The sequence below is a fragment of the Mucilaginibacter sp. OAE612 genome (assembly GCF_041806395.1).
GTDB lineage: Bacteria > Bacteroidota > Bacteroidia > Sphingobacteriales > Sphingobacteriaceae > Mucilaginibacter > Mucilaginibacter rubeus.
On the sequence record NZ_JBGMUW010000001.1, the window covers coordinates 3,497,402 to 3,522,104 of the forward strand.

The window sequence follows — 24,703 nt, forward strand, 5'->3', positions numbered from 1 at the left end:
AACCGGGGCATGGGAAACAACATTTATGAAAGTTATTATAGCCGAAAAACCATCTGTAGCCAGGGAAATTGCCAAAGTTTTTGGGGCAACTACAAAGAAAGACGGTTATATTGAAGGCAAGGGTTTCACCTTTACCTGGGCTTTCGGTCACCTGCTGCAGCTTGCCGCCCCGCAGGAGTATGGTTATTACGGCTGGAGCGTTCAGCACCTGCCGATGCTGCCTCAAAAGTTTAAGCTCTCTATTCGTAAAGTAAAAACCAAGGATGGTTTGGTGGATGATCCATCAGTAAAAAAACAACTGGATACCATTCAAAAGCTATTTGATGAATCCACTGAGATCATTGTAGCAACGGATGCCGGGCGCGAAGGGGAACTCATCTTTCGCTATATTTACTATTACTTAAAATGCAAAAAGCCTTTTAAAAGGCTCTGGATCTCATCGCAAACTGATGAGGCTATCAAAGAGGGCTTCCGTAACCTGAAGCCCGGCAGCGATTATGATACACTGTTCAATTCGGCCCATTGCCGTTCCCAGTCGGACTGGCTGGTAGGTATGAACGCCACGCAGGCACTTAGTCTTTCATCGGGGATCCGTGGCGCGGTACTTTCATTAGGCCGGGTGCAAACCCCCACCCTTGCCATGATCTGTTCTCGGTACCTGGAAAACAAAAACTTCGTACCCGAAACATTTTACCAGGTAAGCATTCACCCCGATAAAGACGGGCAGGTATTTAAAGCGATATCTGCCGAAAATTATAAAACAAAAGATGAAGCACAGGCCGTGCTTGACAAGGTACAGGATATTGAAGGCGGCTTTCCGCAGGGCGGTCATATTTTACAGGTAGAAGCAAAACCACGTAAAGAACCACCTCCTTTGCTGCACGACCTGAGCAGTCTGCAGCAGGAAGCCAACAAACGCAAAGGTTTCACCGCCGATCAAACCCTTACCATCCTCCAAAACCTTTACGAAAACAAACTGGTTACCTACCCCCGTACCGGCAGCCGCTATATAGGCGACGATGTTTTTGCAGGTGTACCTGCATTAATTGAAAAGCTGGAACAACATCCGCTGTTTGGCAAACAAGCCATTGCGTTGGGCAGCGCTACGCTTAACAAACGAAGTGTAAATGCAAAAAAGGTAACAGATCACCACGCCGTGCTTACCACCGGCGAAAACCCGCACCAGCTTTCGCCCGATCAGCAGGCCATTTACGATATGGTGGCCGGTCGTATGCTCGAAGCATTTCACCAGGATTGTATTAAGGAGGTTACCAAAATTGTGGTACAATCGGGCGCTAAATTCAACGCCAGCGGAACGGTGATCCATACTGCCGGCTGGCGTTCTGTATTTAACGATAAGGAAGACGACAAAAAGGACGAAGAGAACGCAACGCTGCCTAAAGTAACACAAGGCGAAAACCTCCCGATAACTGCCAAAGCCCTGCTTGAAAAGCAAACTAAACCCCGGCCACTATATAACGAAGCCACCCTGCTTAAAGCATTGGAAACAGCAGGCAAAGAGATTGACGACGAAGAGCTGCGTTATGCCATGAAAGACAGCGGCCTCGGAACGCCGGCAACACGGGCGGCCATTTTTGAAACCCTGCTAAAACGCAATTATATTATCAGGGAAAAGAAAAACCTGGTACCCACAACTACCGGCATTGCCGTTTATGAGGTAGTAAAAAATCAGCAGATAGCCCAGGCCGAACTTACCGGAACATGGGAAAAACGTCTGGAAGAGATCCGTTCAGGAGCATCCGTTACCGAATTCCAGAACGAGATCAAAACCTATACACGAGCCATCACTTCCGAATTACTGGCGCAGGGAAAATCATTGAAAATCCCGGCTGTGGAAGCAGTCGGGAGTAAAGTTACAGCCTAAAGGATGGCGACATGAATAGCGCTATCAATAAGAATAACAGGGCCTTAACTGCAACTACTCCGGCGCTGGTTAAAACGTTAAGTGTCGATTTTACTTTGGTAACACGATAAATTTGATATTCGTCCGTATAAAAGCTTACATTCATTGCATTATGGATCTAACCACGCTTATTGTAATTACCATTATAGTTTTTATTATAGCATTTGCGGCTTTCAGGTTATTTGATGTTAAGAAGAAAAAGAAGAAACTTGAATTGGAGCGATCAGCAAGGATTTTACCACTTTATAAAAAGGCGGAAGCGTCTGCAGGTTTAACCGCCGAAGATGTTTTGCCCTTTGCCCAAAATCTGCTTACCCGCTACGACACCTTTTTGTATTTAAAAGAACTTGAGGAATTACACTTGTTCCCGGAGGCATACCTTACGCTTATTAAAGGGGCGGAAAGCTCACTGGCCCAATGGCTGGAGTTCCCTACCGAATTGGATGCCTGCCCCGACGAAATTGAACATATTAAACGGGTTACCATTGATTTTGACGGCAGAAACAATTTTATCCACTACGAGGTGTTTAAATACCGTGTAAACCCACCCCACTGGGCTGCTAAAAACGGGTGGATGCTTGGCGTTGTCGGTCCGTTTTTTGACGATAGCAAACCTTATGATTTCCCCGGGGCTACTTTTAGCAGGGTAAACAGTACCATTGATAAAGTAACCCCGGAAGAAGAGGCCAAATGGGTACACGAAAACATTGGTATGCGGAGGTAAGCGCAACAAGTTTTTGAACCAGACTTACGAAGTTTTAAAAACTTCGTAAGTCTTCAATTCTTAAACTCATTCATCATCCTTCAGTTCAATCCAAACCGGTGCGTGATCGCTTGTTTTTTCCCAGCCTCGTACATCCCGGTTTACACCTGCAGCTACCAGACGTTTTTCCAGGTGAGGGCTCAGTAAAAAATGATCGATCCGTAAACCGGCGTTACGGCCGTAGGCATCGCGGAAATAATCGAAAAAGGTATAAATCACTTCGGTAGGATAAATTTTGCGGATAGCATCCGTCCAGCCCTGTTCTACCAGTGTTTTAAAGGCTTCGCGTGTTTCAGGGCGAAAGAGCGCGTCATTTACCCAGCGCTCGGGTTTATAAACATCGAGCTCGGTAGGCATTACGTTATAATCGCCGGTTAATATAACCGGTTTATCAGCAGCAAGTAAACCGGCTGCGTGAATTTTAAGGCGTTCAAACCAACCTAATTTATAATCGAACTTGGGTCCGGGTGCAGGATTGCCGTTAGGCAGGTACAGGCAGCCAATGGTAATACCATCAACAAGTGCTTCAATATAACGGCTATGCTCATCTTCCGGATCGCCGGGAAGTGCGCGGCATACCTCTGTAATTTCCCTGTCTTTTGCCAGTATTGCAACGCCGTTCCAGCTTTTTTGGCCATGCCAGATGGCTTTATAACCTGCATCAAGTATGGCCTGCTCCGGAAAGTTTTCCTGTGGAGCTTTAAGTTCCTGCAAGCAGGCAACGTCAGGGGATGTTTCCTTTAACCAGCGGAGTAAAACAGGCAGGCGCCCATTTACACCATTTACGTTATACGTAGCTATTTTCATGATGCAATTTAAATAGTTTAGGTTATATCATGCATGTTCCAAAATATTAAAAGCACGGCCACCCATCGCAAGCAATTAGTTGCAATGATTCATGAGCGGTAAATTATTCCCTTACTTTTCAAACTCATCCGGGTCCACTTCAGGCTGGCTTGGCTCAGTATCGGGGATTTCATTCGGGATATTTTCCGGCGCTTCTTCGGGCATTTCCGGCTCTCCGGGGTCCGTAGGCTGCCTGATCTCCGGCCGCTCCGGGTTTACCGGCATTTCATCTGGCTCGTTTGGCATGGTTCTCTTTTTTGACATATCTTAATAACCACCAAGCCCGGGATAGGTTTTCCTAAATGACTATTTAAGGGCCATAATGTGCCTTGTTTCCTGCAAAAACTGGTCTATCTTTTTCGTGCTGGAAAAGCTTTTAATAACTAATGCTTTTTGCTTGTTAGATCCCGGTACCTGGAAATACATGTTAATATCGGTACCCGAGTAAACGAAATTATAGGTACGCCTGGTGATTTGAAAATTAATAAAATCGGCAAAGGCAAAAGTCTGATTACCGACACCAAGCGGATTGATCCTGCTTACAGTCTTGTTCGCCGTATCGAAAACTATTTTAGTAAAGGCGGAAAACACAAACGCTGCTCCCCCCAGCAAAAATCCCCCAATAACTAAAACCTTATGAAAAAGGTCCGAATCATGAGTCATAGCTTGATTGATGAATTCATTTAAAGCAAGGGCTATCAAACATAAACCAATCAATAGCCCGCCAATCCACTTACGCTTAATTGCATAATAAGGCGGGTGGGTGTCATAAAATTTATAATCGGTAATAGCTGTATCGGCATAAGTGGGCTCAATGTAACCCGTCGAAAGGAATTGCATAATTACCGGGAACGCTTCCTGGGTTAAGGCAATTGCGTTCGCATCATCATTCTTTGTATAATTTGCCGATACTACAACCCCTTTTCCATATTTGTTTCTTTTTGGAAAAGCGCGATAATTATAGCCCCCCATGGTATTACGCACAACGCCTATGTTATCCAAATCGTCAAATTTTTCAGAACGAATATTAAGCCAACCAAAAAGTTTTTTACGCATTACCCGTGCACTGCTATCAAAAACCACTGATGTACGGCCAACTCCCCACAATATGCCAACAATAATCGTCAGCCCCAGGAACATGGTTATCATAAGCGATACGGATTGCGAGGGGTCGGGATAAAGTGTTTTACAAAAGAAAATGATAAATGCCGTAAATATTACCGCGAAACCAATGCTAAGTACATTATAAATACGATAAGGATACAATGTCACCCGCTCGCTTTCAATATCCCAGCGGGTTTGTGCAATTTTTTTTAGTGCCATAAAGGTTTAAATTTAGTATCCATTAAACAAGCCTTTCTTAGCAAGGTTTTAACTATGAGGTAATATTTCCAACTTGACTAAACCTTATTGCAATACGCTGTCATGATCCCATTAAAAAACCTCTTGCATTTTAAAAATGTTTAATTACATTTGTAGTGTACTACCATACTAATACACTATAAAATGATTCAAATAAGCAATTTGAATTTTAGCTACAACAGCCGGAAGCCCTTGTTCAAAAATCTGAACCTTTCGTTAAAGGCCGGCCACATTTATGGCCTGCTGGGTAAAAACGGAGCAGGGAAATCAACCCTGCTGAAAAATATTGCCGGCCTGGCTTTTCCGCAATCGGGCAAATGTCTTATCAACGGAACAGAAAGTTCAAAACGATTGGTATCAACCTTACAAAACCTTTATTTTATTGCGGAAGAGGTTTACGTGCCGGCGTTAACTCCGGGACAATTTTTGGACAGGACAGCGAGCTTCTACCCTGCCTTCAGCATTACCGACTTTTACAGTTATCTGAAAATATTGGATATTGATCCCGATCTGCTGATGACCAAAATGTCATACGGGCAGCAAAAAAAGATGATCATCGCTTTCGGGCTGGCTACCAATACCAGCGTGCTGATCCTTGATGAACCTACCAACGGGCTTGATATCCCTTCAAAGGTCCAGTTCAGAAAATTGATCGCATCGGTTTTAAATGAAGAGCGCTGCATCATTATTTCAACCCATCAGGTAAGGGATTTGGACAGCCTCATTGATACCGTGTTGATTTTGGATGACCACCGCATAGTGATTGAAAATACGGTAGACGAGCTTACCGAGAAACTATTTTTCGGTGTTTTTAAAGACCTTACCGGGATGAATGCGCTGTACGAAGAAGAAACCCTCATGGGCAAATACGCTATTGTACAAAACACCACCGGCAAGTACGGAAAAATGGACCTTGAGTTATTATTTAACGCAGCAACAACCAATAGCAGCAAATTACTAAACGCACTAAAACCAAGCACAAATCATGAATAATTACTTCAGTTTAAAGCGCTTTGGCCTGTTGTTTATGAAGCACACTGTTGAGCATTACCGCGCCTATTTAATGTCGGCAGCGGTTTTGGCAGGGGTATTTTTACTTGGCGGTTCGTTTGTGTTTTATATGATCCCGGGTCCGGTAGATGCCGGCTTTCAGATGGCCATGTTTGGAGTACTCATGATTATCGCAGGGCCATTATTTACAAGCACTGTTTTTACTGATCTGGGTGATAAGCGCCGGGCAGTTCCAATGTTAACCCTGCCTGCATCACAACTCGAGAAGTTTATGGTCGGCTGGGTTTATTCGTATGTTATATTCCTTTTGGTGTACACAGGCGTTTTTTACCTGGTATTATTTATCCTGATCAATCTCAAACCCTGGCCGGCGCATCAAATTGAAATACTCACCCTATTTCAGGATAAATTTGTACTGGTGATGATATTGTTTTCCTTGCTGCATGCCGTCACGATATATGGAGCAATCCGGTTCGAAAAATTACACTTTATAAAAACAGGTTTCAGTTTCTTTATTTTTTATGCACTGCTAATCCTTGTGAATACAGTGTTCGTAAGATTTATTGTTGGCAGGCCAATCAAACCGGTAACGCCTTTTTCATTTCTCAATTTCCAGGATGGTATGAACTTTTACTCCATTGGTTTAAATGCGCAGCAATCTGCCTGGGCTTTTATTGTGATTCCTATTATATCGCTGCTGATCTGGATAGCGGCATATTTTAGGTTTAAGGAGAAACAGGCTTAAAAAAGACGATCATGGAATTTAAAGACAACGAAGCGATATACCTCCAGATAGCGGCTTTTGTGAGCGATCAGATCCTGATGGGCAAATGGCCCGGCGGGCAAAAGATCCCATCGGTACGTGATATGGCAGTTGAGCTGGAAGTAAACCCAAATACGGTTATGCGATCGTACGAATTTTTGCAGGGGCTCGAAATTATTTATAACAAACGCGGCCTGGGTTTATTTGTGGCAGAGAATGGCTTTGACAAAGTAAAAGCTTACCGCAAAGAAAACTTTGTGCGTCAGAACTTACCCGAACTTTTTAAAAACATGTACCTGTTAGGTATATCGATAGATGAGATCAGCCTTCAATATCAACATTTCCAGGCGCAACAAAATAATGAATTAAACCAGGCAAGCAACGATGAAAACAAGCAATAAATTCTTACTTACCGCGGTATTGTTACTGATAGTTTCGGTTGGGATCTATGACTTTCAGCTGAAAGCAGAATATTTTAAAGGTGAGTATAAAAACCCTTATAATGGCTTTAACAACCTAAATTTCCAAAACTTCAAGGTTATTGAGCTTGGTTCATCGACGGCTATCAATATTATGCTGGTTCAAGGGCCATTCAAAATACTTGCTGACCCTGCCGCCATGGAGTTCATGAAAATTGAACAACGGCACGATTCGCTCTTTATTCGTGCCGCGTTTAAAGATAACTTTCATAATGTACAAGCCCCAAACGTTCTGTACATATCCATGCCGCAATTAAACGCGTTTTACGCCGATGCAAAATATAAGGCAGGCGACACTGAAATTGTCGATACCACTGCCGCGCAAGACTTCAAATGGCGCGCTACTACCATCAGTGGTTTCAACGGGGACGGGCTCAACATTATCCAGGACCATGCTTCCACTGTCCTGCTAAAAAACAACAAGTTTAATGTATTAAATGCCATTATCGGTAAAAGCAACAATAGCTCTTCAAATCTATCTATTGAAACAGGTAACCAATTCAGTAAAACCAACCTCGATATCCGAAACAAAAGCCGCTTATGGATCAAGGACGATAGCCTCAGCAACATAACCTATAAACTTGCCGACAGCGCTAAACTCGTCCTGAATGGAAATACAAGGATGATCCGTAATAATAAATGACCAAAACTTAGCAAATCATGAAATTAGTAATCAACTCACTCTCTAAAACCTATGCCAACGGCGTACATGCTTTAAAAGATGTTTCGCTGACCCTTAATAATGGCATGTTTGGCCTGCTTGGGCCAAACGGCGCCGGTAAATCATCACTGATGCGTACCATAGCCACCCTGCAGGAAGCCGATAAAGGCAGCATTTTCTTAGATGAACTGGATGTATTGAAAAATAAAACCGAAGTTAGACAGCTACTCGGTTACCTGCCACAGGAGTTTGGTGTTTATCCCAAAATATCGGCCGAACGAATGCTCGACCATATTGCCCAGCTCAAAGGGGTTGGCAACAACGCCGAACGCAAAGACCTTGTGCTTCAATTACTGGAAAACGTAAACCTTTATAAAGACCGGAAAAAGCACCTTGGCACCTACTCCGGCGGTATGAAACAGCGTTTTGGAATAGCACAAGCACTAATCGGTAATCCCAAACTGATTATTGTTGACGAACCCACAGCAGGCCTTGACCCGGCCGAGCGAAACCGTTTTTATAACCTCCTGAGCCGCCTGGGTGAAAACACCATAGTGATCCTGTCGACCCATATTGTTGAGGATGTAAGCACACTCTGCGCTAATTTCGCTATCATTTGCCAGGGCGAGGTGTTATATGCAGGTGACCCTGAAAACGCGGTAAATGAATTGAACGGAAAAATCTACAGCAAAGTGATAACCCAATCAGAGTTGGGCTTTTACAAAGATGATTACCAGGTAATATCAACGCAACTTAAAACCGGCAAACTCCACATCCGCATTATCAACGAAGCCGACCCCGGCAACGGTTTTATCAGCAGCACGCCAAACCTGGAAGATGTATACTTCAGCAACATCGCCACACGTATAGATGTAGATACCATTTAAAACTACTATAAACCAATAGTTTATGTTCCTTAAAATATTTCTGTTCGAGATCCGGAATCGGGTCCGCAGGCCAGCCGTTTACCTTTATTTTTTGGCAGCACTGATATTTACAGTGTTCACTTTTTCAACAGGCTCGTTACCATTAGGCGAAAAAGAGCACATCAACGCGCCTTATGTACTTGCGTTGTGGTGTTCGGGCATCACTATGATGATGACGCTCGTGAGCTCCTCCATTATGGGCACCGCTTTGTACCGCGATATTGAGTACAATACAAAAGATTACTACCTAACCTACCCTATCACCAAAGCCGGTTATTTCTGGGGCCGTTATTTGGGCTCGTTCGTTTTCATGATCTTTATAGCATCGGCAATTATTATCGGCGCATTTATCGGCACCAAACTTGGTCCTGCTATGGGATGGACGGATGCAAAACAATACGGCCCTAATAACCTCATTTACTACCTGCACCCGTTTTTTACTATCGGTCTGCCAAATGTGTTGTTCACATCTTCGTTGTTTTTTGGCCTGGTTGCTATTACCCGCAACGTGAAAGTTATCTACTTTGGGGGTATCCTGCTATTCCTGTTTTACTTTATCGCACTGTTTTTCCTTAACCACATAAACAATCCAACAGTAATAAACCTCAGCGATCCTTTCGGCCTCAATGGCATCAGGATGCAAACCAATTCTTCAAGTGTCAATGAGCAAAACACCACTTTATTCCCGGTAACAGGTACATTTATGCTCAATCGTATAGTATGGGGTGGTATTGGGTTACTTGTTGTAATTTTCACTTATCTACGGTTTAATTTTGAGCGCTTTTTTAGTGGCCGACGTGATAAAGCAGCCATTGACGAAGTTGGTGTTAAAGCCCGGAATGCCGTAATCATTAAACCCACAGTTAGCTTTACAGGCAAGTACAGCAGGAATACCTTGAGTAACCTGGTAAAGGTTGAGCTGCTTAACATCATCCGCGATAACTACTTCTGGATCATATTAATCGCCGGCAGCTTATTCCTCGGTTTTGTATTCTGGCTTGGCGACAACAGGAATGGCGTACCGGATTTTCCGCGTACAGTTACGTTGTTGGCGATCTTCAACGATGCCTTTCCCTTTTTCATTTTCTTTATCCTGATGTTTTATACCGGCGAAACCCTGCACCGTGACAGGGCAACCCGCTATGCATTTATCAATGACTCTCTCCCGCCTCCAAACTGGATTTTAAACGGATCGAAGCTCATCACCTTATTACTTATTAGTACCGGCTTATCCTTCCTACCCATACTAACCGGGGTTATCGTTCAATTATTAAAAGGTTATCACACATTGAATCTATCAGTGTACTTTCTCTACATAGCCTACATATTGCTGCCCGCTTTGCTGCAGATGGTTGTTTTTTGCTATGTTGTGCACGTTGTTATCAACAACAAATTTGCAGCCCATGGCATAGGCGTGTTTTTATGGGTGATTGTTTTCTTTTTGCGCAAAACCGGCACTTTTGATTATAATCTGCTGCTGTACTCGTACACCCCATCGTCGGGAATATCTGATATGACTGGCATAGGGCATATGGCAGCGCCCATTAGCTGGTTCAACCTGTACTGGATGTTGTTTGCTGGTTTGCTGATCGTTGTTTCGGGATTATTTTATTACCGAGGCGTAACATCGTCCTTTAAAGAACGATTACGCCTGCTACCTCAGCGCTTCAATCGCAGTACAGCCTTGATCACTGTAATAGTAGCCATAGCATTTTTGGCTGTAGGCGCATGGAATTACTACAATGTGAGCTTTTTAAACAACTATCTCATCAAGTATGAAAATACCGCAAGGGCCGTGCAGTATGAAAAATCGCTCAAAAAATATGAGCACCTTTCCCTGCCTAAAGTAACCAGCATAAAAATGCAGGTAGAGCTTTACCCGGATAAACAACAGGTAGCCACACACGCATTGGTAACCATCATCAATAAAAACAAAGTTGCCATATCACAAATGCTGCTCGACGGCGATGAGCTCACCAATTATTCGCTTAAAACCAATGGCGTATTGGTTCCGTTTACTACCCCGCTGCTTTATCCCCGCGGATTTTTCAACTGGTTCAGGCCGAAGACAGATACTGCTGACTTCCGGTTATACAAGTTCATAAAACCGCTAATGCCGGGCGATTCATTAACATTAGAGATCAACTCAGAAATAGTGCATAAAGGGTTTACCAATGGCATGTATGCTGCAGCTCTCATTAACAACGGTACCTTCTTTAACGGAGGATTACCGGGTTTAGGCTACGATGAAGATGACGAATTAAACAGTCCTTATGAACGCAAAAAGGCTGGTTTGCCCGAAAAAAAGCAGGAGGAAATACAGCAAAATAATACTGAAGGCATCAATACACTTAAAGCAGGTAGGGCCGCCGATCTTTTGAAACTTGATGTTACAGTTGGCACACTCGCCGGTCAAACAGCTATTGCTCCGGGGCAGCTCGTAAAAAACTGGCAGCAGAATGGCCGTAACTACTTCCATTATGTGCAGGATAAGCCCGGTATGTATATGCCAATGGGGATTATATCCGAAAGACTGGCCGTAAAAAAAGCCGCTGTTCAACTGGACCACAACGTAAATATCGAGGTTTATTATAATCCTGAGCACAGCACCAATATCGACAGGTATATCGCGGCTTATAAAGATGGTTTAAATTATTACAGCAAGGTTTATGGTGCCTATCCGTTTAATGATATCCGACTGGTGGAAACTTCTGTTTACGGTCCGCAGGATGCCTCCATGACAACGCTGGACACTTACGCAGAATACTTTGGCTGGAATGCCGATTTCAGGGATCCCAATAGCTTTGATTATTGCTATGCCAATACAACAAGGCTGCTGTCGCAACAATGGTGGCGTTTCCAGACAGCCCCAAACAGCACTGTAGGAAGTTTAGTGATCCCCGAGGGCCTTTCAAACTATGATCAACTGGTAATGTCCGAACATAAATACGGTAAGGACAACATGCGTTATATCGTTTTAGACCAGTTATGGTATTACCTGTTTATCAGGCGGCACCTTAATGAAAACGAGCATCCCTTGATCAAGGCCAATCAATGGTTTTTATGGGGTGGAAAAGCAAGCGTGGCACTGTATGGTTTGCGCGACCTGATTGGCGAAGACAGTCTGAACGTGGCACTGCGCGAATTTAAAAAGGCCTATACTTTTAAAACAGACGGCCCGTTTGCCGGCGCCAACAATCTTTATCAATGCCTTCAAAAGCATGTGCCCGATTCGCTGCAGTATTACCTTACCGATACCTGGCAAAAGATCACACTATATGATAACAGGGTGGTTGAAGCCAGCAGCAAACCGACAGGTAATAAAAATGAATATAAAATTACTTTTAAGCTTGATGTTAGCAAAGTTTGGAAGGATGCCAAAAACAACGATATCCCGGCTGTAAACATGAACGATTATATTGATATCGGGATTTTCGGTAAGCAGGTTCAAGGTGCCGGTAACCGGATGGTGAGTAATACCCTGTACATCAAAAAGTATAAGCTTAAACGCGGGGTACAGCAAATCAGTGTTATTGTTAAAGGCCAGCCCGCCTCTGTAGGCATCGATCCGTTCAGTAAACTCATTGACAGAAATCCTAACGATAATATCAAAGACCTTTAAAAGCAAAAAACGGGGTTGCGCAAAACGTACCCCCGTTTTTCATAATCTCACCAAATTTTACGGCTTAAATAATTTGTTCTCCCCTTCTATTTCAACATTAGCCTGTTCAACTATAGCCTTGTATTCGTAATCGGCTTTTAGTGGAATGGTCGCTTCAAAAGTGCCATCAGTCTTAATATTTACCCAGGTGCCGGCTGTCCACTTACCTGCATATAAAGTTTCTACCTGTCCATGGTAAGGGCGATAATCAAACCGGGCCCTTTTTGCCGAAATACTTTTGTAATTCAGGATTTTACCTTTTAAAACTGCACCGGTCTTTATTTTTGAACCCGCACCTGTTTCAACAATGGCGGCTTCTTTAAAAACGGGGTCAACATTTTCCAGTTTGATCACTACCGGATTAGGCCAGCGGTGATCATCATAAATACGCTGCGCCTTTACAACAGATACTTCAAGCCCCTTATCGGTTTGCTTATACCGGCAGCTTACATCATCGGTTTTATATTCAATCACCTTACTATTTTGCCCCAATACGCTTACTTGAGTCTGATCATTGGCGATGGCAGAACGGATCAGAAAAGTTTTGCGGCTCCCCTCCTTCCAATCAGCCGCATTGGTAACAATGGCATAAAGTGTATGCCCGTTTTTAGCGGTAAACCAGGTATCGCCCTCCTTGCTGATCACCCAGCTTCGCACACTGTCAATACATTCGCGGTTAACAAAATACCAGGTCGACACTTCCCGTAACCGCTCTTCCTGTTCAATGGGCAAGGCGCCATCAGGCTTCGGGCCAACGTTTAACAACAGGGAGCCACCTTTGGCCCTCGCCTCTATCAATAAACCAATTAACTGGGTGCCCGATTTATAGCGCTCGTTAGTTGGCTGATATCCCCAGGCAGTTCCCATCGTAATGCATGACAGCCATGGCTCATTGATCATGGCACCCGGCATGATCTGCTCAGGCGTTTTGATGGCGCCGCGGGTTATCAGCAAGTCCGGCTGTAACTTCCAGCAGGTTTGCTTTACCACTTCCTTAGGATCGCCATCTATAAAAAGTATATCTATTTTACCATAATTGGTCATCAGTTCCTCGCATTGCTTCCGGGTGTATTCGTCATATTCATGGCGGGTTTGGGTATCCATCTTCACATCGGTACGACTAATAGGTATATGATGATCGCGAAGAAAATTAAAGTCCTCGGGCGAAAAATAAAATCCTACCTGCAAACCTGCTTCGCGAGTGGCATCCACAAACTCTTTTAACAGGTCTTTCTTGTATGGTGTATGGGTTATACTAAAATCGGTTGTTTTGGTATCCCACATACAAAAACCCGAATGATGCTTGGTAGTAAACACAATGTATTTCATGCCGGCCAGTTTTGCCAGCGTTGCTATCTGGTGCGGATCAAACTTGGAGGGATCAAAAGTTTTGGGCAGCTCATTAAAATAACGGTTTACGTAATCGTCACTTGCCCCAACCAGCGAGTGACTGATCACCACACCCAGCTGGCTATCCATACTAAAATGAATAAACAAGCCCAAGCCGGTATTTTTAAGCCACAGTTCGCGCTCGGGTTTGTTCAGGTTATAATTACTTGCATTATCATCCTTAACCAAATCATTTTGTGCCGATACGCGCTGAATACAACAAAACAGCAGCAGGAAAAAAAGGTATTTCTTATACATCAAAAAAAGGTTAAAAAAATCAGGGAAGGCCCCACGCCCTCCCCGAAACAACATCAACTAATTTAACAAATCAAACTTTAACATTATTGTTTATCCCACCACATCCGGGTTAAAAAATCATCCGGCCCCTGACGGGAGATAGCAGCGGCATATGATGCCGCGTTAAGGTTTTGCTCGCCAACAGGGTATAACATCCGTCTGAATATTTTACCGCCTGTAGCATTACCAACATAATTATTAGGCACCAGAGCAGGATAACCTGTACGCCTGTAGCTTGCAAAAACCTCCTGCGCATCAGGGAATATGCCAACCCAAAACTGGGTATAGATCTGCTCCATTTTTTGATCAAGCGTGCCACCTGTATTAAAAGGATGCGCGTTAATGTATGAGTTGATCTGGGCCGTTGTAATAGTACCTGCGCTACCGGCAATAATGCTCCATTGACGCATGGATGCGGCAATGCCATTTTGGTATAATGACTCGGCGGTAGCAGCGGTATACCATCCCCTTGCGGCAGCTTCAGATAACAGGAAATAACTTTCGGCAGCGGTAAAAACCAATCGCGGAGAATTTAACAGCAATATCGTTTTAGGATTTGGCTCTGAATAGGTTACAAAATCGGCAGGTTTGGCATTTAATCCTGCTGACATACCTTTTTGAATAGCTGAAGTAGTATCAGCTACGCCGCCGTTCCACACTACAGATACTACGGCCAGGCGCGGATCTTTATTGGCTTTCAGATAATTAATAAACACATCCTGGTACTTGCCTCCTTCGGTATTGGTACTGCCGTTACCTGCAATATAATCGTTGTTATAAAGATCAAGCGCTAAAGGGTTTTTGTTGATGTCCTGGCCGGCACCAACGTAAGCTACTTTGGCCACATCGGCATCATCTAAAATAACACCGCCTGCTATAGCCTTTGTTGCCCATGTTTGCGCTTGAGCGATATCAACTTTGGTCATGCGCATGGCACACCTGAGCATAAGCGAGTAAGCAAACTTTTTCCACTTTACGGTATTGCCGCCATAAATTAAATCGGCCGAACCGAAAGTTGTCTTGGCAGCATCAAGGCTTTGGGCCGCCTGGTCAAGCTCCTTCAACAAATCGGCATAGATATCTTTTTGTGCATCGTAAGCCGGCTTATATATAGCCTGATTATAACCCTGTGCAGCCTGCGAATATGGGATATCGCCATACAAGTCGGTAAGCCTGCTGAAGCAATATACTTTCCAGATCCTCGCTTCGGCCTGCAGGTTTACCAGTGAAGCATCGGTGCCAACTGCCTTTAAAACCTCACCTAATTCGTTGATCTCATTAGGATAAGCATTGGAGAAAGCTGCCGCCGACTGCGGGCCCTGGCTCAATACATATTTTGACCCGAAACCGGCCACGTCATTAAAACTGGTGGTGTACTGCATGGTGCCCAGTAACAAATCAAGCATACGTGCTGTACCGTCATATTGAGATTTGGTAAAAATGTACTGTGGTACCGCTTTTGATGATGCATCAGGGTTGATGTTTAGCGTATCAAAGTTTTTAGTGCACGATTGTGTGGCGATAATGCCAAGCATTATTAGTGCGTAATAAATATATTTGGTTAAATGTCTTTTCATCGTATTCAATTTAATTGTTAAAACTTAACAGCCAGGTTTACACCAAGTGAACGTGTACGCGGTAAGCCAATAGACTCGAAGCCCTGAGTTTTACTATTGGTAAAGCTTTGCTCCGGATCGAAATTATCTGTCTGCTTATAAATAGTCCAGAGGTTCCTGGCCACAAATGATATACTGGCCGACTGGATCTTAACTTTGTTTAAAAGACTTGTTGGAAGTGCATATGACAGGATAACCTGGCGAAGTTTAACAAAGCTGCCATCGTGCAAAAACAGTTCGGAATACGTTTTGTAATTATCATAGTATGACCTCAGACCACTTACAGGTACCGTGCGGGTGTAAGGAGCACCAGTTTGATCAACACCGTTCAATACTAAGCCGTTTTCCCTTCCCGGCAATGTTGATTTCATTAAGCCCAAACGAGTGGCGTAAACTTCCATAACCGAAAACACCTTGTTACCAAACTTACCGTCAACCAAAAAGCTTAACGAAATTCTTTTATACCTGAATTCGTTGGTTAAACCCATGGTAAGTGGGGCAACGCTTTTACCTAACTGTTGCAGCGGGGTTTGTACCGGTAAACCTGTTGTAGCATTAAATACTACAGTACCATTAGCATCCCTTTGCATGCGGGTACCCATCAGCATGCCAAAGGGCTTACCTTCAATGTTATCTAAAATACCCCAGTTACCTACCGAAGTGGCCAGCTGAATGGTATTAAGGCCGGGGGCCAGCTTAACCACTTTATTATCATTATAGGCTACATTATAACTCGCGCTCCAGGTAAAACTGCTCGTTTTTACAAGCGTACCATTCAATAATACTTCAATACCCTTGTTGCTTACCTGACCAACGTTCAGGATCACGTTATTATAACCCGATGTTGAAGAAATTGCCGTATTTACAATGTCGTTGGTTGTTTTACGATCATACAGCGTAACATCCAAACCTAAACGGTTCTTAAGCATCTGCAATTCAAAACCACCTTCAAATGTTGTTGAAGTATATGGTTTAAGAGTGCTGTTGGTAATATTATTACTGGTTACATTTTGCAGAGGTTGCCCGGCACTTGGCACATTACTGTAAGTAAGGTTGATAGCATATGCATCAGGATCGCCTCCGCCTACCTGGGCCCATGAGCCACGTAGTTTTACAAGATTAAAAAAATCAGGGAGTTTAACTGCATCCGAGAGGATGAAGCTTCCGCCCACGCTTGGGTAAAATATACTGTTGCTTTTAGGACTAAGCACTGAAAACCAATCCTTCCTGCCGGTGAATGACAGGAACACCAGGCTCTTGTAATCAAAATCGGCGGAGCCAAAAATCGAGTTGGTCACAATCTTGGCATTGTATGGTAGGGTTGATGAAACTGCAAGGTTGGTAAAGCTGTAAAAATATGGAATCGTAAATTGCGAACCATTAAGCGTTAGCTGATTGGTTGTGTATTTACGGCTGTTTACGCCGCCCAAAACATTTACATTTAAATCACTAATGATCTTTGTTTTATAACTAACGGTAGCTAACTCATTGGTTTCAGACACATCCGATTTAATGCCTGCATACTGGCCATTAGGTATGTACAACGTACCGGTTGGTAGTATATTGGTATAGTTGTAATTAAAAAAATCGCGGCTGATGGTGGCTTTGAAAGTAAGGTTTTTTATAGGCGAATAAATAACTGATCCCTGGCCAATAAAACGGTTCTTCACATCATCTTCCTTGTATTTATTGATCACAAAATATCCGTTTGACGCGATGGATGCATCGTTCCAGATCTGTTCATTGCCCAAAGCATCATAGCCCGGCTTCAACCAGCGAACATCAACGGTATTAGCAACCTCAAGCGGGGTCCAGTTTGGGTTGCCCAAAGCATCGCCTGCGCCTGTACGGTTATGACCGGTTTCAACGTTGTATTGTGCTAAAGCCTCAATCGATAGCTTATCGCTCAGTTTGCCGTTCAGGGCGAGATTAAAAGTTTTACGATCATAGGTAGTACCCGGCAAAATACCTTTACTGTTCAAATCGGCAGCCGAAAACCTGTAGGTAAAAGCTTCGTTGCCGCCCAAAAAAGCCAGACTGTTGGTATAAGTACTACCTGTTTGATAATAGTTTTTAAGATTATTTTTCTGTGCAACATAAGGGTGGGTTTTCCCATCAACAGCTACATAATCAGTAGAGCCGTCAATTTTCGAACCCCATGAGCGCCTTCCGCTTGCCTGCGCAGCCGCCAAGGTGGTTGGTTTTACGCCGCCATCGCCCTGCCCGTACTCGTACTGGTAATCTGGGAATACAGCTACATTATCATAGGTGGCTGTCGAGTTAAACTCAACCCCTACCCCTTTCTGGATCCGGCCTTTTTTGGTGGTGATCAAAATAACACCATTTGCAGCCCTTGAACCGTAAAGCGCGGCAGCAGTACCACCTTTAAGCACGCTGATTGATTCAATATCGTCGGGGTTTATAGCTGCTATACCATCACCGCGGTCAACATTATTGGTAATACCATTAACCGTAGCAGGGCCACCGGGTACGCTGTTATCAATCGGCATACCGTTCACCACATATAATGGCTGGTTATCACCGGCAAGACCGCCGTTACCCCTGATCACCACGCGGCTTGAACCGCCCGGACCGGTTGATAAGCCCGCCGCGTTAACACCGGCTACTTTACCGGTAAGCGCATTAGCCACGTTATTTTCACGGGCCTGAGTAAATTCGGTACCCTTAACCTCAGTCACCGAATAGCCCAATGATTTTTTTTGCTTGCTGATACCAAGAGCAGTAACCACAACCTCATTAAGGGCTTTGTTATTTTGCATCAGTTTAATTTGCAAAGGTGATGCAGGGTCAGTTACGGAAACTTCTTCCTGGTTGTATCCTACATAGGCTACCACCAGCGTCAATGGCTTACCCGTGTACTTATCTGGCACTATCAATCTGAAGCTGCCTGTAATATCGGTAATTGCACCCACCTTATTATCCATTTTTAAATAAACAGATGCGCCAACAACCGGCTGCCCATCGCCAGCATCCACTACCTTACCTGTTAATGTAACTGCTGCAACAGCTGCATTGGTTGAAGAAATAAAGTCCTTTATCGTAAAAATCGAGATCTGGTTATCATTTATTTTGCGATATGTTAACTGAAATGCAGATAACAATTGTTTCAAATTATCGTCAAGCGTTAACTGGCTGATATTACTTGTTAAATTGGCGGGCACAAACTTGTTATCAAGCAAACCTTCCTGGTAAGCTATCTGAACATTGAATTGTTTTTTCAGGTTTTCAAGTGCGTCTTTTAGGAGTACCTTGTTTTCAACAGCTTGCGGAGCTGTATAACCGTAACTTTTTGCGTGGATCCTGTTGTTACTGGTTAATGCCATTTGGGCATATCCGTATGCCGACCGGCCAAGCAATACCATCAGGAAACAGCAACATCTTAAAAAAATGAATGAGTCGAGTTTTCTCATAAGTTATTCGTTTAGGGGTTTAATTTTGTTATAGTGATATTTTTGTCTGTTCGGGTAATTTTCACCGGAAGTGTGGTGGATATAGTTTCAATTAATTCCTCAACATTAGGCACGTTGATCTCACCTTCTATTTTGAAATTGGTTAAGTCGGGGCTTGAAAAATCAACCTGATAGCCGTAATCATCGGTCATGATCTCGCTGATCTGCGCCAGGCTGGCATCATTAAATAAAAGCTGGTGTTTTGTCCATTTGGTGATTTTTTCAGGAGCGGGAAGAGTAATGCGGGTAAGTGCTTTTTTATAAGTATGCTGCACGTAATCGCCCGGTTTCATAATAAGCGATTGTTTCCCCGTTACGGCATCAACGTAATCAAGCCTGATCTTTCCCTGAACTAAACCTACGTTGGTCTTATTATGCCTGCTTCTGACATTAAAAGTTGTGCCCAACACCTCAATATCCATATCAGGGCAATGCACAATAAATCTTTCAGAAGGCTTAATATGGGCTGGGTCTTTATTGATATGCGTTACATTGAACAATCCTTCTCCATTTATCCAAACCTCTCTTGAATTTTTATCCCAGTTATCGGAGTAAGTTAATTTCGAGTTACCATTGAGCACCACGGTTGAGCCATCGGGCAAGGTGACAGTGCTCAACTCTCCATAAGTAGTATCAATTTCATTTTGCCTGCCTTTTATCAGCCATAAAGCGATACCTATGGAGGATACAAGCAACAACATCGCAGCAACACGGAGGAACCCGTTTAATGTGAAGATCTTTGGCTTAACCCGATCTTTTTGCAACGTTGATTCAATCCTCTGCCAAACTTTCGATTGATTTTCTTCGTTGGTAAAAACATCCTGTTTACGGTATGCTTTAATAATTTTTGAAGCTTCGGCAATTATTTCTTTCTGTTGCGGATATTCTGCTGTGACCTGCTGCCAAAAAACAGTGTCGTTATGTGTGGGATTGATCACAAAACGGAGAAAATCATCGTCCTCTAAAAAATCCGGCAGGGTATAATTACTGTATTTGGCTATCTGCATTGTTTATAAGGTGTTATTTACTCCTTATAGACAGCACCCTACCCCAATTATCCCTACAAACTGAAAAAAAATTTATTTTTTAATGATTATTTATGCAGAAGCACGAATACAGGGCTAAAACAATAGCCAATTTTGAAGTTTTTAGCACATCCTGGAGGTTATCGAATGCTTTATAGATCAGTTTATAGGCCGAACTAATATTTATTTCCATAATATCGGCAATTTCATCATAACCTAAACCCTCATAAAAACGCAGGTATATAATTTCCTGCTGCCGTGCAGGCAAAGCTTTTACATGAAACTTAATTTTTTTCTGTAGTTCCTGCTCTTCCTCATCGGCCATGATCTGCTGATCGAATGAAATTTCAAAGGGAAAGTTATGCTCCGCTTCATCCTCAATATCAACAAAGCGCGATTTCGACTGCAGCTTACGGAAAATAATGCTGCGCAACGATTTGAAAAGATAGTTTTTTACCGATACAGGATTGCCAAGCCCCGCCCTGTTTGTCCAAAGCCTAATAAAAAGATCATGTATGGCATCCTCAATTACATTAACGTCCCTGGTAAATTTGTGCCCGTAGTTGTTGAGTACCTTAAAATATTGGTTATATAATTGCGTGTAAGCATCCCAATTGCCTTCTTTAAAAGCAAGCCAGACAGCAGTATTATGATCGTCATGAACAATTTGTTCGTGAGACATAGCTTAACCAGGGGATAAAACGTTTTACAATTGAAATCAGGTACAATGTAATAATTATAACAATAATTTTACACCTAATTAAAAATCAATAATACAATTAAATTGACATAAAATTGCTTTTGCCGGAATTGAAGAAGTTATCGCCAAAAAGCCACACCCTTTTGACAATGGAAAACACTCAGATATTTCAATTTTTAAAATAACTTAGCCCGTATCAAATATTTCCTGATATTTAAAAACCGATCGCCACGCTAAATTATGTTTGAATCAGTTACTATTAAGGATATTGCCAAGGCTTTGGGTGTGTCAACATCAACGGTATCAAGGGCGCTTAACGGAAGCTATGAAATAGGCACCGAAACCAAAAAGCTTGTCCTTGAGTACGCTGAAAAAATCAACTACCGGCCTAACCCTATTGCTTTAAGTCTTAAAGAACAAAAAAGCCACTCCATAGGCGTAGTGGTTTGCGAAGTGGCTAACGATTATTTTTCGCAGGCTATTAACGGCATTGAATCTATAGCTTATAACCGCGGGTATCACGTTATCATCACCCAAACACACGAATCATTTGACAGGGAAAGTGCCAATGTAAAACATTTATTATCGCGGCATGTGGATGGTTTGTTGGTATCGCTATCAGCGCAAACAACCGATACATCTCAATATAAATACCTGCTGGATAAAGGTTTCCCTATCGTATTTTTTGACAGGGCAGCGCCTGACCTGAATACTCACAAAGTGATAGCCAATAATTTTCAGGGCTCATTTAACGGCACCGAAGCTTTGATCAATTCGGGTTTTACCAAAATAGCACACCTCACCAATTCAAATAACCTGCTTATCAGCCACGAGCGTTTTGAAGGCTATAAGGCCGCACTTGATAAACACGGTATCGAATTCAGGCCCGAATACCTTAAACATTGCAACCATGGCGGTATGATCCACGACGAAGTGGAGCTTGTACTGAAAGAATTGCTGGCATTGGATGATAAACCGGAGGCTATTTTTAGCGGCAGCGACAGGCTAACCATCAGCAGTATGTCGATATTAAAAAAATGGGGCTTAAAAGTTCCGGGAGATATCGCGATAGCAGGCTTCACCAATTCGGATGTGGTTGATCTGTTTGATCCACCATTAACTGTTGTACGTCAGCCAGCCTTCCAGATTGGGCAAATGGCTACAGAAATGCTTATTAAAACCATAGAAAGCAAATGGCCGGTTGAAGAATTTACGACTGAGAAAGTGGATACGCAATTGATTGTACGGTCGTCATCGGTGAAGGCTTAAACGCCTACACAACCGTTACCTTCACTCCTTTTTCTTCCAGCATATTGAGCATTGCCGGGCTAATACCGCTATCGGTAATAATTTCGTTGATTTGATCAAGCGCGCAAATTTTTGCCAGGCCCCGCTTACCAAATTTGGTGCTATCGGCCAGTACAATGGTTGTTTGAGCTGCATTGATCATTTTTTGGTTAAGGCGGGCTTCGGATAAATTAGTAGTAGTCAAGCCTATTTCAGGATCAATGCCATCAACTCCTAAAAACAACACGCCGCATAACATATCGTCCAGCATCAGTTCGGCATAATTACCTGTTACCGATGATGAGGTGTTTCGCATTTGCCCCCCCAATTGAACAATATCAACCTGCGGATGCTGCAAAAGTTCAAGGGCTACCGGCAAAGCTGCGGTAACTACCGTAAGATGCTTGTTAGGCTGCATGGCGCGGGCAAGGGCGAGCATCGTAGTGCCGGAGGCTATAATAACCGAATCATTGGTATCTATCCTTATCGCTGCTTCTGCGGCAATTTTTCTTTTTTCGGGGCCGTTCAGTTTCTCCTTTTCGGCTACCGGCCTGTCATTAGCATAAGGGTTAGTTTGGCTTGCACCACCATGCGTTCTGAAAAGTAGGTTTTTATCTTCCAAAAGTTTCAGGTCCTTCCGGATGGTAACTTCCGAAACACTTAACTGGTTGCTCAGGTCCTGCACATTCACAAAACCATCTGTCTCAACCTTTTGCAGGATAAACTTATGCCGGTCGGTGTTTTTACTCATAATCGCTAAATTAAAAAGAAAAATTAATTGTAATGTTTATAAAGCTTGCTGCGCTCCTTGTTAGTCAAATGTAACTAAATAAAATTATTTTTAATTTCATTTAGTTTTGTTTTTATTTCGATTTTATATATTTGAATAAATATCGAAATAAAATGAACTCATTTACAAGAGAAGCGAACCTTAGCCACCTCAACGATACCGAAAAGGTTTGGGACCTGATCATCATAGGCGGCGGAGCTACCGGACTTGGCGCTGCAGTCGACGCAGCTTCGCGCGGCTTCTCTGTATTATTACTGGAGCAGGCCGATTTTGCCAAAGGAACGTCGAGCCGTGCTACCAAACTGGTTCATGGTGGGGTGCGCTATTTAGCACAGGGCGATATCGGCCTGGTGCGCGAGGCCTTGCGTGAACGGGGATTATTATTACAAAACGCACCACACCTTGTAAAAAACGAAAGCTTCATTATTCCCAATTATAGCTGGTGGGATGGTGTTTTTTATACGATAGGTCTCAGCATTTATGATTTATTAGCTGGCAAGCTAAGCTTTGGCCGTGCAAAACATATTTCAAAAAAAGACACCATTAAACGACTGCCCGGCATCCAGGAAAAAGGACTTCACGGCGGTGTTGTTTATCATGACGGGCAGTTCGACGATTCGCGGCTGGCAATTAACCTGGCACAAACCGCCATTGAACAAGGTGCGACTTTACTGAATTACTTTAAAGTAACCGGATTGATCAAAACTACAAGCGATAAAATTACAGGCGTAAAAGCTACCGACATTGAAAATGGCAGCAGCTATCAATTAAAGGCAAAAACTGTAATCAATGCCACCGGCGTTTTTGTTGATGATGTACTAAAAATGGATACCCCCGAAAAGAAGCCCATGGTTAGGCCAAGCCAGGGCGTACACCTTGTACTCGACCGTTCATTTTTACCGGCCGACGATGCGCTGATGATCCCAAAAACGGAAGATGGGCGCGTACTTTTTGCAGTTCCCTGGCATGAGAAATTATTGATAGGCACTACAGATACCCCAATCAACTCGCACAGCCTTGAGCCGGTGGCACTGGACGAAGAAGTGGAATTTATACTACGAACCGCGGGCAAATACCTCACCAAAGCCCCTACCCGTGCCGATGTATTAAGTGTATTTGCGGGTTTACGACCGCTTGCCGCCCCACAAGATGGATCATCAAAAACAAAGGAAATTTCCCGAAGCCATAAATTAATCGTTTCCGCATCAGGGTTAATTACCATAACAGGCGGCAAGTGGACCACCTACCGCAAAATGGCCGAGGATATTGTTGACAAGGCTATTGAAACAGGCGGGCTTACAAACACACCTTGTAAAACTGCATCTCTACCCATCCATGGCAGTCGCCCTAACCCCGACCGTACCAACCCTATGTTTGTTTATGGTGCCGACATTGAAAAGATTGTAGCACTGCAAAATGAAAACCCGGATTGGGGAAACCCGGTTCACCCTAAAGATAGGTATACTAAGGCTGAGGTAATCTGGTCGGTAAGGAATGAAATGGCGCGTACTGTTGAGGATATCCTGGCGCGCCGTACCCGTGTACTATTTTTAGATGCCCGCTTAGCTACCGAAATGACTGCCGAAGTAGCACACCTTATGGCCGCTGAGTTGGGAAAAGATGCAGCATGGGAAGCCGCACAAATTAATGCATTTAACGAAACAGCAAAAAATTATATACTAACACTACATTAAAATGAGCAAATTTAATGTGATTTTCAATAAATAAACCAA

General features: G+C 43.3%; 19 protein-coding genes. 10 read left to right on the forward strand and 9 right to left on the reverse strand.

Going from position 1 to position 24,703, the window contains the following annotated elements; translation table 11 throughout:
* Positions 1 to 25 precede the first annotated feature (25 nt).
* Together topB and ABID99_RS14495 are read left to right on the forward strand one after the other, a co-directional pair.
* Positions 26 to 1,885 carry a DNA topoisomerase III gene (gene topB, locus ABID99_RS14490; RefSeq protein ID WP_373614163.1) on the forward strand — a complete coding sequence of 620 codons (1,860 nt, stop codon included), beginning with the start codon at positions 26 to 28 and terminating at the stop codon, positions 1,883 to 1,885.
* Between the two features lie 151 nt (positions 1,886 to 2,036).
* Positions 2,037 to 2,648: a hypothetical protein gene (locus ABID99_RS14495; RefSeq protein ID WP_090524723.1), complete on the forward strand. Its 612-nt coding sequence runs from the start codon at positions 2,037 to 2,039 to the stop codon at positions 2,646 to 2,648.
* A 66-nt stretch (positions 2,649 to 2,714) separates the two neighbouring features.
* Here the strand turns inward: ABID99_RS14495 and xth are convergent, their stop codons facing one another.
* The 3 genes from xth to ABID99_RS14510 form a co-directional block, all read right to left on the reverse strand.
* Complete coding sequence (gene xth, locus ABID99_RS14500; RefSeq protein WP_090524720.1) at positions 2,715 to 3,494, reverse strand: exodeoxyribonuclease III; 780 nt, start codon at positions 3,492 to 3,494, stop codon at positions 2,715 to 2,717.
* Positions 3,495 to 3,605: 111 nt separating this feature from the next.
* Positions 3,606 to 3,797 carry a hypothetical protein gene (locus ABID99_RS14505; protein ID WP_139159915.1) on the reverse strand — a complete coding sequence of 64 codons (192 nt, stop codon included), beginning with the start codon at positions 3,795 to 3,797 and terminating at the stop codon, positions 3,606 to 3,608.
* Between the two features lie 42 nt (positions 3,798 to 3,839).
* Positions 3,840 to 4,856, reverse strand: coding sequence for a hypothetical protein (locus ABID99_RS14510; RefSeq protein ID WP_354482020.1), 1,017 nt, complete (start codon positions 4,854 to 4,856; stop codon positions 3,840 to 3,842).
* A gap of 183 nt (positions 4,857 to 5,039) precedes the next feature.
* Here ABID99_RS14510 and ABID99_RS14515 point away from each other — a divergent pair, with 183 nt between their 5' ends.
* From ABID99_RS14515 to ABID99_RS14540, 6 genes are read left to right on the forward strand one after another with little or no spacing between them, the layout of a single operon-like run.
* A complete protein-coding gene (locus tag ABID99_RS14515; RefSeq protein ID WP_176623959.1) occupies positions 5,040 to 5,888 on the forward strand; it encodes an ATP-binding cassette domain-containing protein in 849 nt (282 codons plus the stop codon).
* Positions 5,881 to 6,651 carry a hypothetical protein gene (locus ABID99_RS14520; RefSeq protein WP_176623957.1) on the forward strand — a complete coding sequence of 257 codons (771 nt, stop codon included), beginning with the start codon at positions 5,881 to 5,883 and terminating at the stop codon, positions 6,649 to 6,651. Before ABID99_RS14515 ends, ABID99_RS14520 begins: the two co-directional genes overlap by 8 nt.
* A gap of 11 nt (positions 6,652 to 6,662) precedes the next feature.
* Complete coding sequence (locus ABID99_RS14525) at positions 6,663 to 7,070, forward strand: GntR family transcriptional regulator (protein ID WP_373614164.1); 408 nt, start codon at positions 6,663 to 6,665, stop codon at positions 7,068 to 7,070.
* Complete coding sequence (locus ABID99_RS14530) at positions 7,054 to 7,791, forward strand: hypothetical protein (RefSeq protein WP_373614165.1); 738 nt, start codon at positions 7,054 to 7,056, stop codon at positions 7,789 to 7,791. The genes ABID99_RS14525 and ABID99_RS14530 overlap by 17 nt, the downstream gene beginning before the upstream one ends.
* Positions 7,792 to 7,808: 17 nt before the next feature.
* A complete protein-coding gene (locus tag ABID99_RS14535; RefSeq protein WP_373614166.1) occupies positions 7,809 to 8,696 on the forward strand; it encodes an ABC transporter ATP-binding protein in 888 nt (295 codons plus the stop codon).
* A 22-nt stretch (positions 8,697 to 8,718) separates the two neighbouring features.
* Positions 8,719 to 12,357 carry a hypothetical protein gene (locus ABID99_RS14540; RefSeq protein WP_373614167.1) on the forward strand — a complete coding sequence of 1,213 codons (3,639 nt, stop codon included), beginning with the start codon at positions 8,719 to 8,721 and terminating at the stop codon, positions 12,355 to 12,357.
* 57 nt (positions 12,358 to 12,414) lie between these two features.
* Here the strand turns inward: ABID99_RS14540 and ABID99_RS14545 are convergent, their stop codons facing one another.
* The 5 genes from ABID99_RS14545 to ABID99_RS14565 form a co-directional block, all read right to left on the reverse strand.
* Positions 12,415 to 14,043, reverse strand: coding sequence for an alpha-L-fucosidase (locus ABID99_RS14545; RefSeq protein ID WP_373614168.1), 1,629 nt, complete (start codon positions 14,041 to 14,043; stop codon positions 12,415 to 12,417).
* Between the two features lie 83 nt (positions 14,044 to 14,126).
* On the reverse strand, positions 14,127 to 15,659 hold the full coding sequence (locus ABID99_RS14550; RefSeq protein WP_176623948.1) for a SusD/RagB family nutrient-binding outer membrane lipoprotein: 1,533 nt from the start codon (positions 15,657 to 15,659) through the stop codon (positions 14,127 to 14,129).
* 17 nt (positions 15,660 to 15,676) lie between these two features.
* Positions 15,677 to 19,129, reverse strand: coding sequence for a SusC/RagA family TonB-linked outer membrane protein (locus ABID99_RS14555; RefSeq protein ID WP_373614169.1), 3,453 nt, complete (start codon positions 19,127 to 19,129; stop codon positions 15,677 to 15,679).
* An 11-nt stretch (positions 19,130 to 19,140) separates the two neighbouring features.
* Positions 19,141 to 20,175: a FecR family protein gene (locus ABID99_RS14560; RefSeq protein WP_373614170.1), complete on the reverse strand. Its 1,035-nt coding sequence runs from the start codon at positions 20,173 to 20,175 to the stop codon at positions 19,141 to 19,143.
* Positions 20,176 to 20,254: 79 nt separating this feature from the next.
* Positions 20,255 to 20,875, reverse strand: coding sequence for an RNA polymerase sigma factor (locus tag ABID99_RS14565; RefSeq protein WP_373614171.1), 621 nt, complete (start codon positions 20,873 to 20,875; stop codon positions 20,255 to 20,257).
* Between the two features lie 258 nt (positions 20,876 to 21,133).
* Here ABID99_RS14565 and ABID99_RS14570 point away from each other — a divergent pair, with 258 nt between their 5' ends.
* Entirely contained in the window at positions 21,134 to 22,162 is a 1,029-nt protein-coding gene (locus ABID99_RS14570; RefSeq protein ID WP_373614172.1) for a LacI family DNA-binding transcriptional regulator, read from the forward strand.
* Positions 22,163 to 22,166: 4 nt separating this feature from the next.
* Here ABID99_RS14570 and ABID99_RS14575 read toward each other — a convergent pair whose 3' ends face one another.
* A complete protein-coding gene (locus ABID99_RS14575; RefSeq protein ID WP_373614173.1) occupies positions 22,167 to 22,931 on the reverse strand; it encodes a DeoR/GlpR family DNA-binding transcription regulator in 765 nt (254 codons plus the stop codon).
* Positions 22,932 to 23,083: 152 nt separating this feature from the next.
* Between ABID99_RS14575 and ABID99_RS14580 the strand changes: the two genes are divergently transcribed.
* A complete protein-coding gene (locus tag ABID99_RS14580; RefSeq protein WP_373614174.1) occupies positions 23,084 to 24,664 on the forward strand; it encodes a glycerol-3-phosphate dehydrogenase/oxidase in 1,581 nt (526 codons plus the stop codon).
* Positions 24,665 to 24,703 lie beyond the last annotated feature (39 nt).

Bases quoted from the DNA above. Each gene is read 5' to 3' on its own strand.
- ABID99_RS14545 (WP_373614168.1), bottom strand. From the start codon at position 14,043: ATGTATAAGAAATACCTTTTTTTCCTGCTGCTGTTTTGTTGTATTCAG.
- ABID99_RS14520 (WP_176623957.1), top strand. From the start codon at position 5,881: ATGAATAATTACTTCAGTTTAAAGCGCTTTGGCCTGTTGTTTATGAAG.
- ABID99_RS14510 (WP_354482020.1), bottom strand. From the start codon at position 4,856: ATGGCACTAAAAAAAATTGCACAAACCCGCTGGGATATTGAAAGCGAG.
- ABID99_RS14565 (WP_373614171.1), bottom strand. From the start codon at position 20,875: ATGTCTCACGAACAAATTGTTCATGACGATCATAATACTGCTGTCTGG.
- ABID99_RS14525 (WP_373614164.1), top strand. From the start codon at position 6,663: ATGGAATTTAAAGACAACGAAGCGATATACCTCCAGATAGCGGCTTTT.
- ABID99_RS14530 (WP_373614165.1), top strand. From the start codon at position 7,054: ATGAAAACAAGCAATAAATTCTTACTTACCGCGGTATTGTTACTGATA.
- ABID99_RS14550 (WP_176623948.1), bottom strand. From the start codon at position 15,659: ATGAAAAGACATTTAACCAAATATATTTATTACGCACTAATAATGCTT.
- ABID99_RS14540 (WP_373614167.1), top strand. From the start codon at position 8,719: ATGTTCCTTAAAATATTTCTGTTCGAGATCCGGAATCGGGTCCGCAGG.
- ABID99_RS14535 (WP_373614166.1), top strand. From the start codon at position 7,809: ATGAAATTAGTAATCAACTCACTCTCTAAAACCTATGCCAACGGCGTA.
- ABID99_RS14515 (WP_176623959.1), top strand. From the start codon at position 5,040: ATGATTCAAATAAGCAATTTGAATTTTAGCTACAACAGCCGGAAGCCC.
- ABID99_RS14555 (WP_373614169.1), bottom strand. From the start codon at position 19,129: ATGAGAAAACTCGACTCATTCATTTTTTTAAGATGTTGCTGTTTCCTG.
- topB (WP_373614163.1), top strand. From the start codon at position 26: ATGAAAGTTATTATAGCCGAAAAACCATCTGTAGCCAGGGAAATTGCC.
- ABID99_RS14505 (WP_139159915.1), bottom strand. From the start codon at position 3,797: ATGTCAAAAAAGAGAACCATGCCAAACGAGCCAGATGAAATGCCGGTA.
- ABID99_RS14575 (WP_373614173.1), bottom strand. From the start codon at position 22,931: ATGAGTAAAAACACCGACCGGCATAAGTTTATCCTGCAAAAGGTTGAG.
- ABID99_RS14580 (WP_373614174.1), top strand. From the start codon at position 23,084: ATGAACTCATTTACAAGAGAAGCGAACCTTAGCCACCTCAACGATACC.
- ABID99_RS14560 (WP_373614170.1), bottom strand. From the start codon at position 20,175: ATGCAGATAGCCAAATACAGTAATTATACCCTGCCGGATTTTTTAGAG.
- ABID99_RS14570 (WP_373614172.1), top strand. From the start codon at position 21,134: ATGTTTGAATCAGTTACTATTAAGGATATTGCCAAGGCTTTGGGTGTG.
- xth (WP_090524720.1), bottom strand. From the start codon at position 3,494: ATGAAAATAGCTACGTATAACGTAAATGGTGTAAATGGGCGCCTGCCT.
- ABID99_RS14495 (WP_090524723.1), top strand. From the start codon at position 2,037: ATGGATCTAACCACGCTTATTGTAATTACCATTATAGTTTTTATTATA.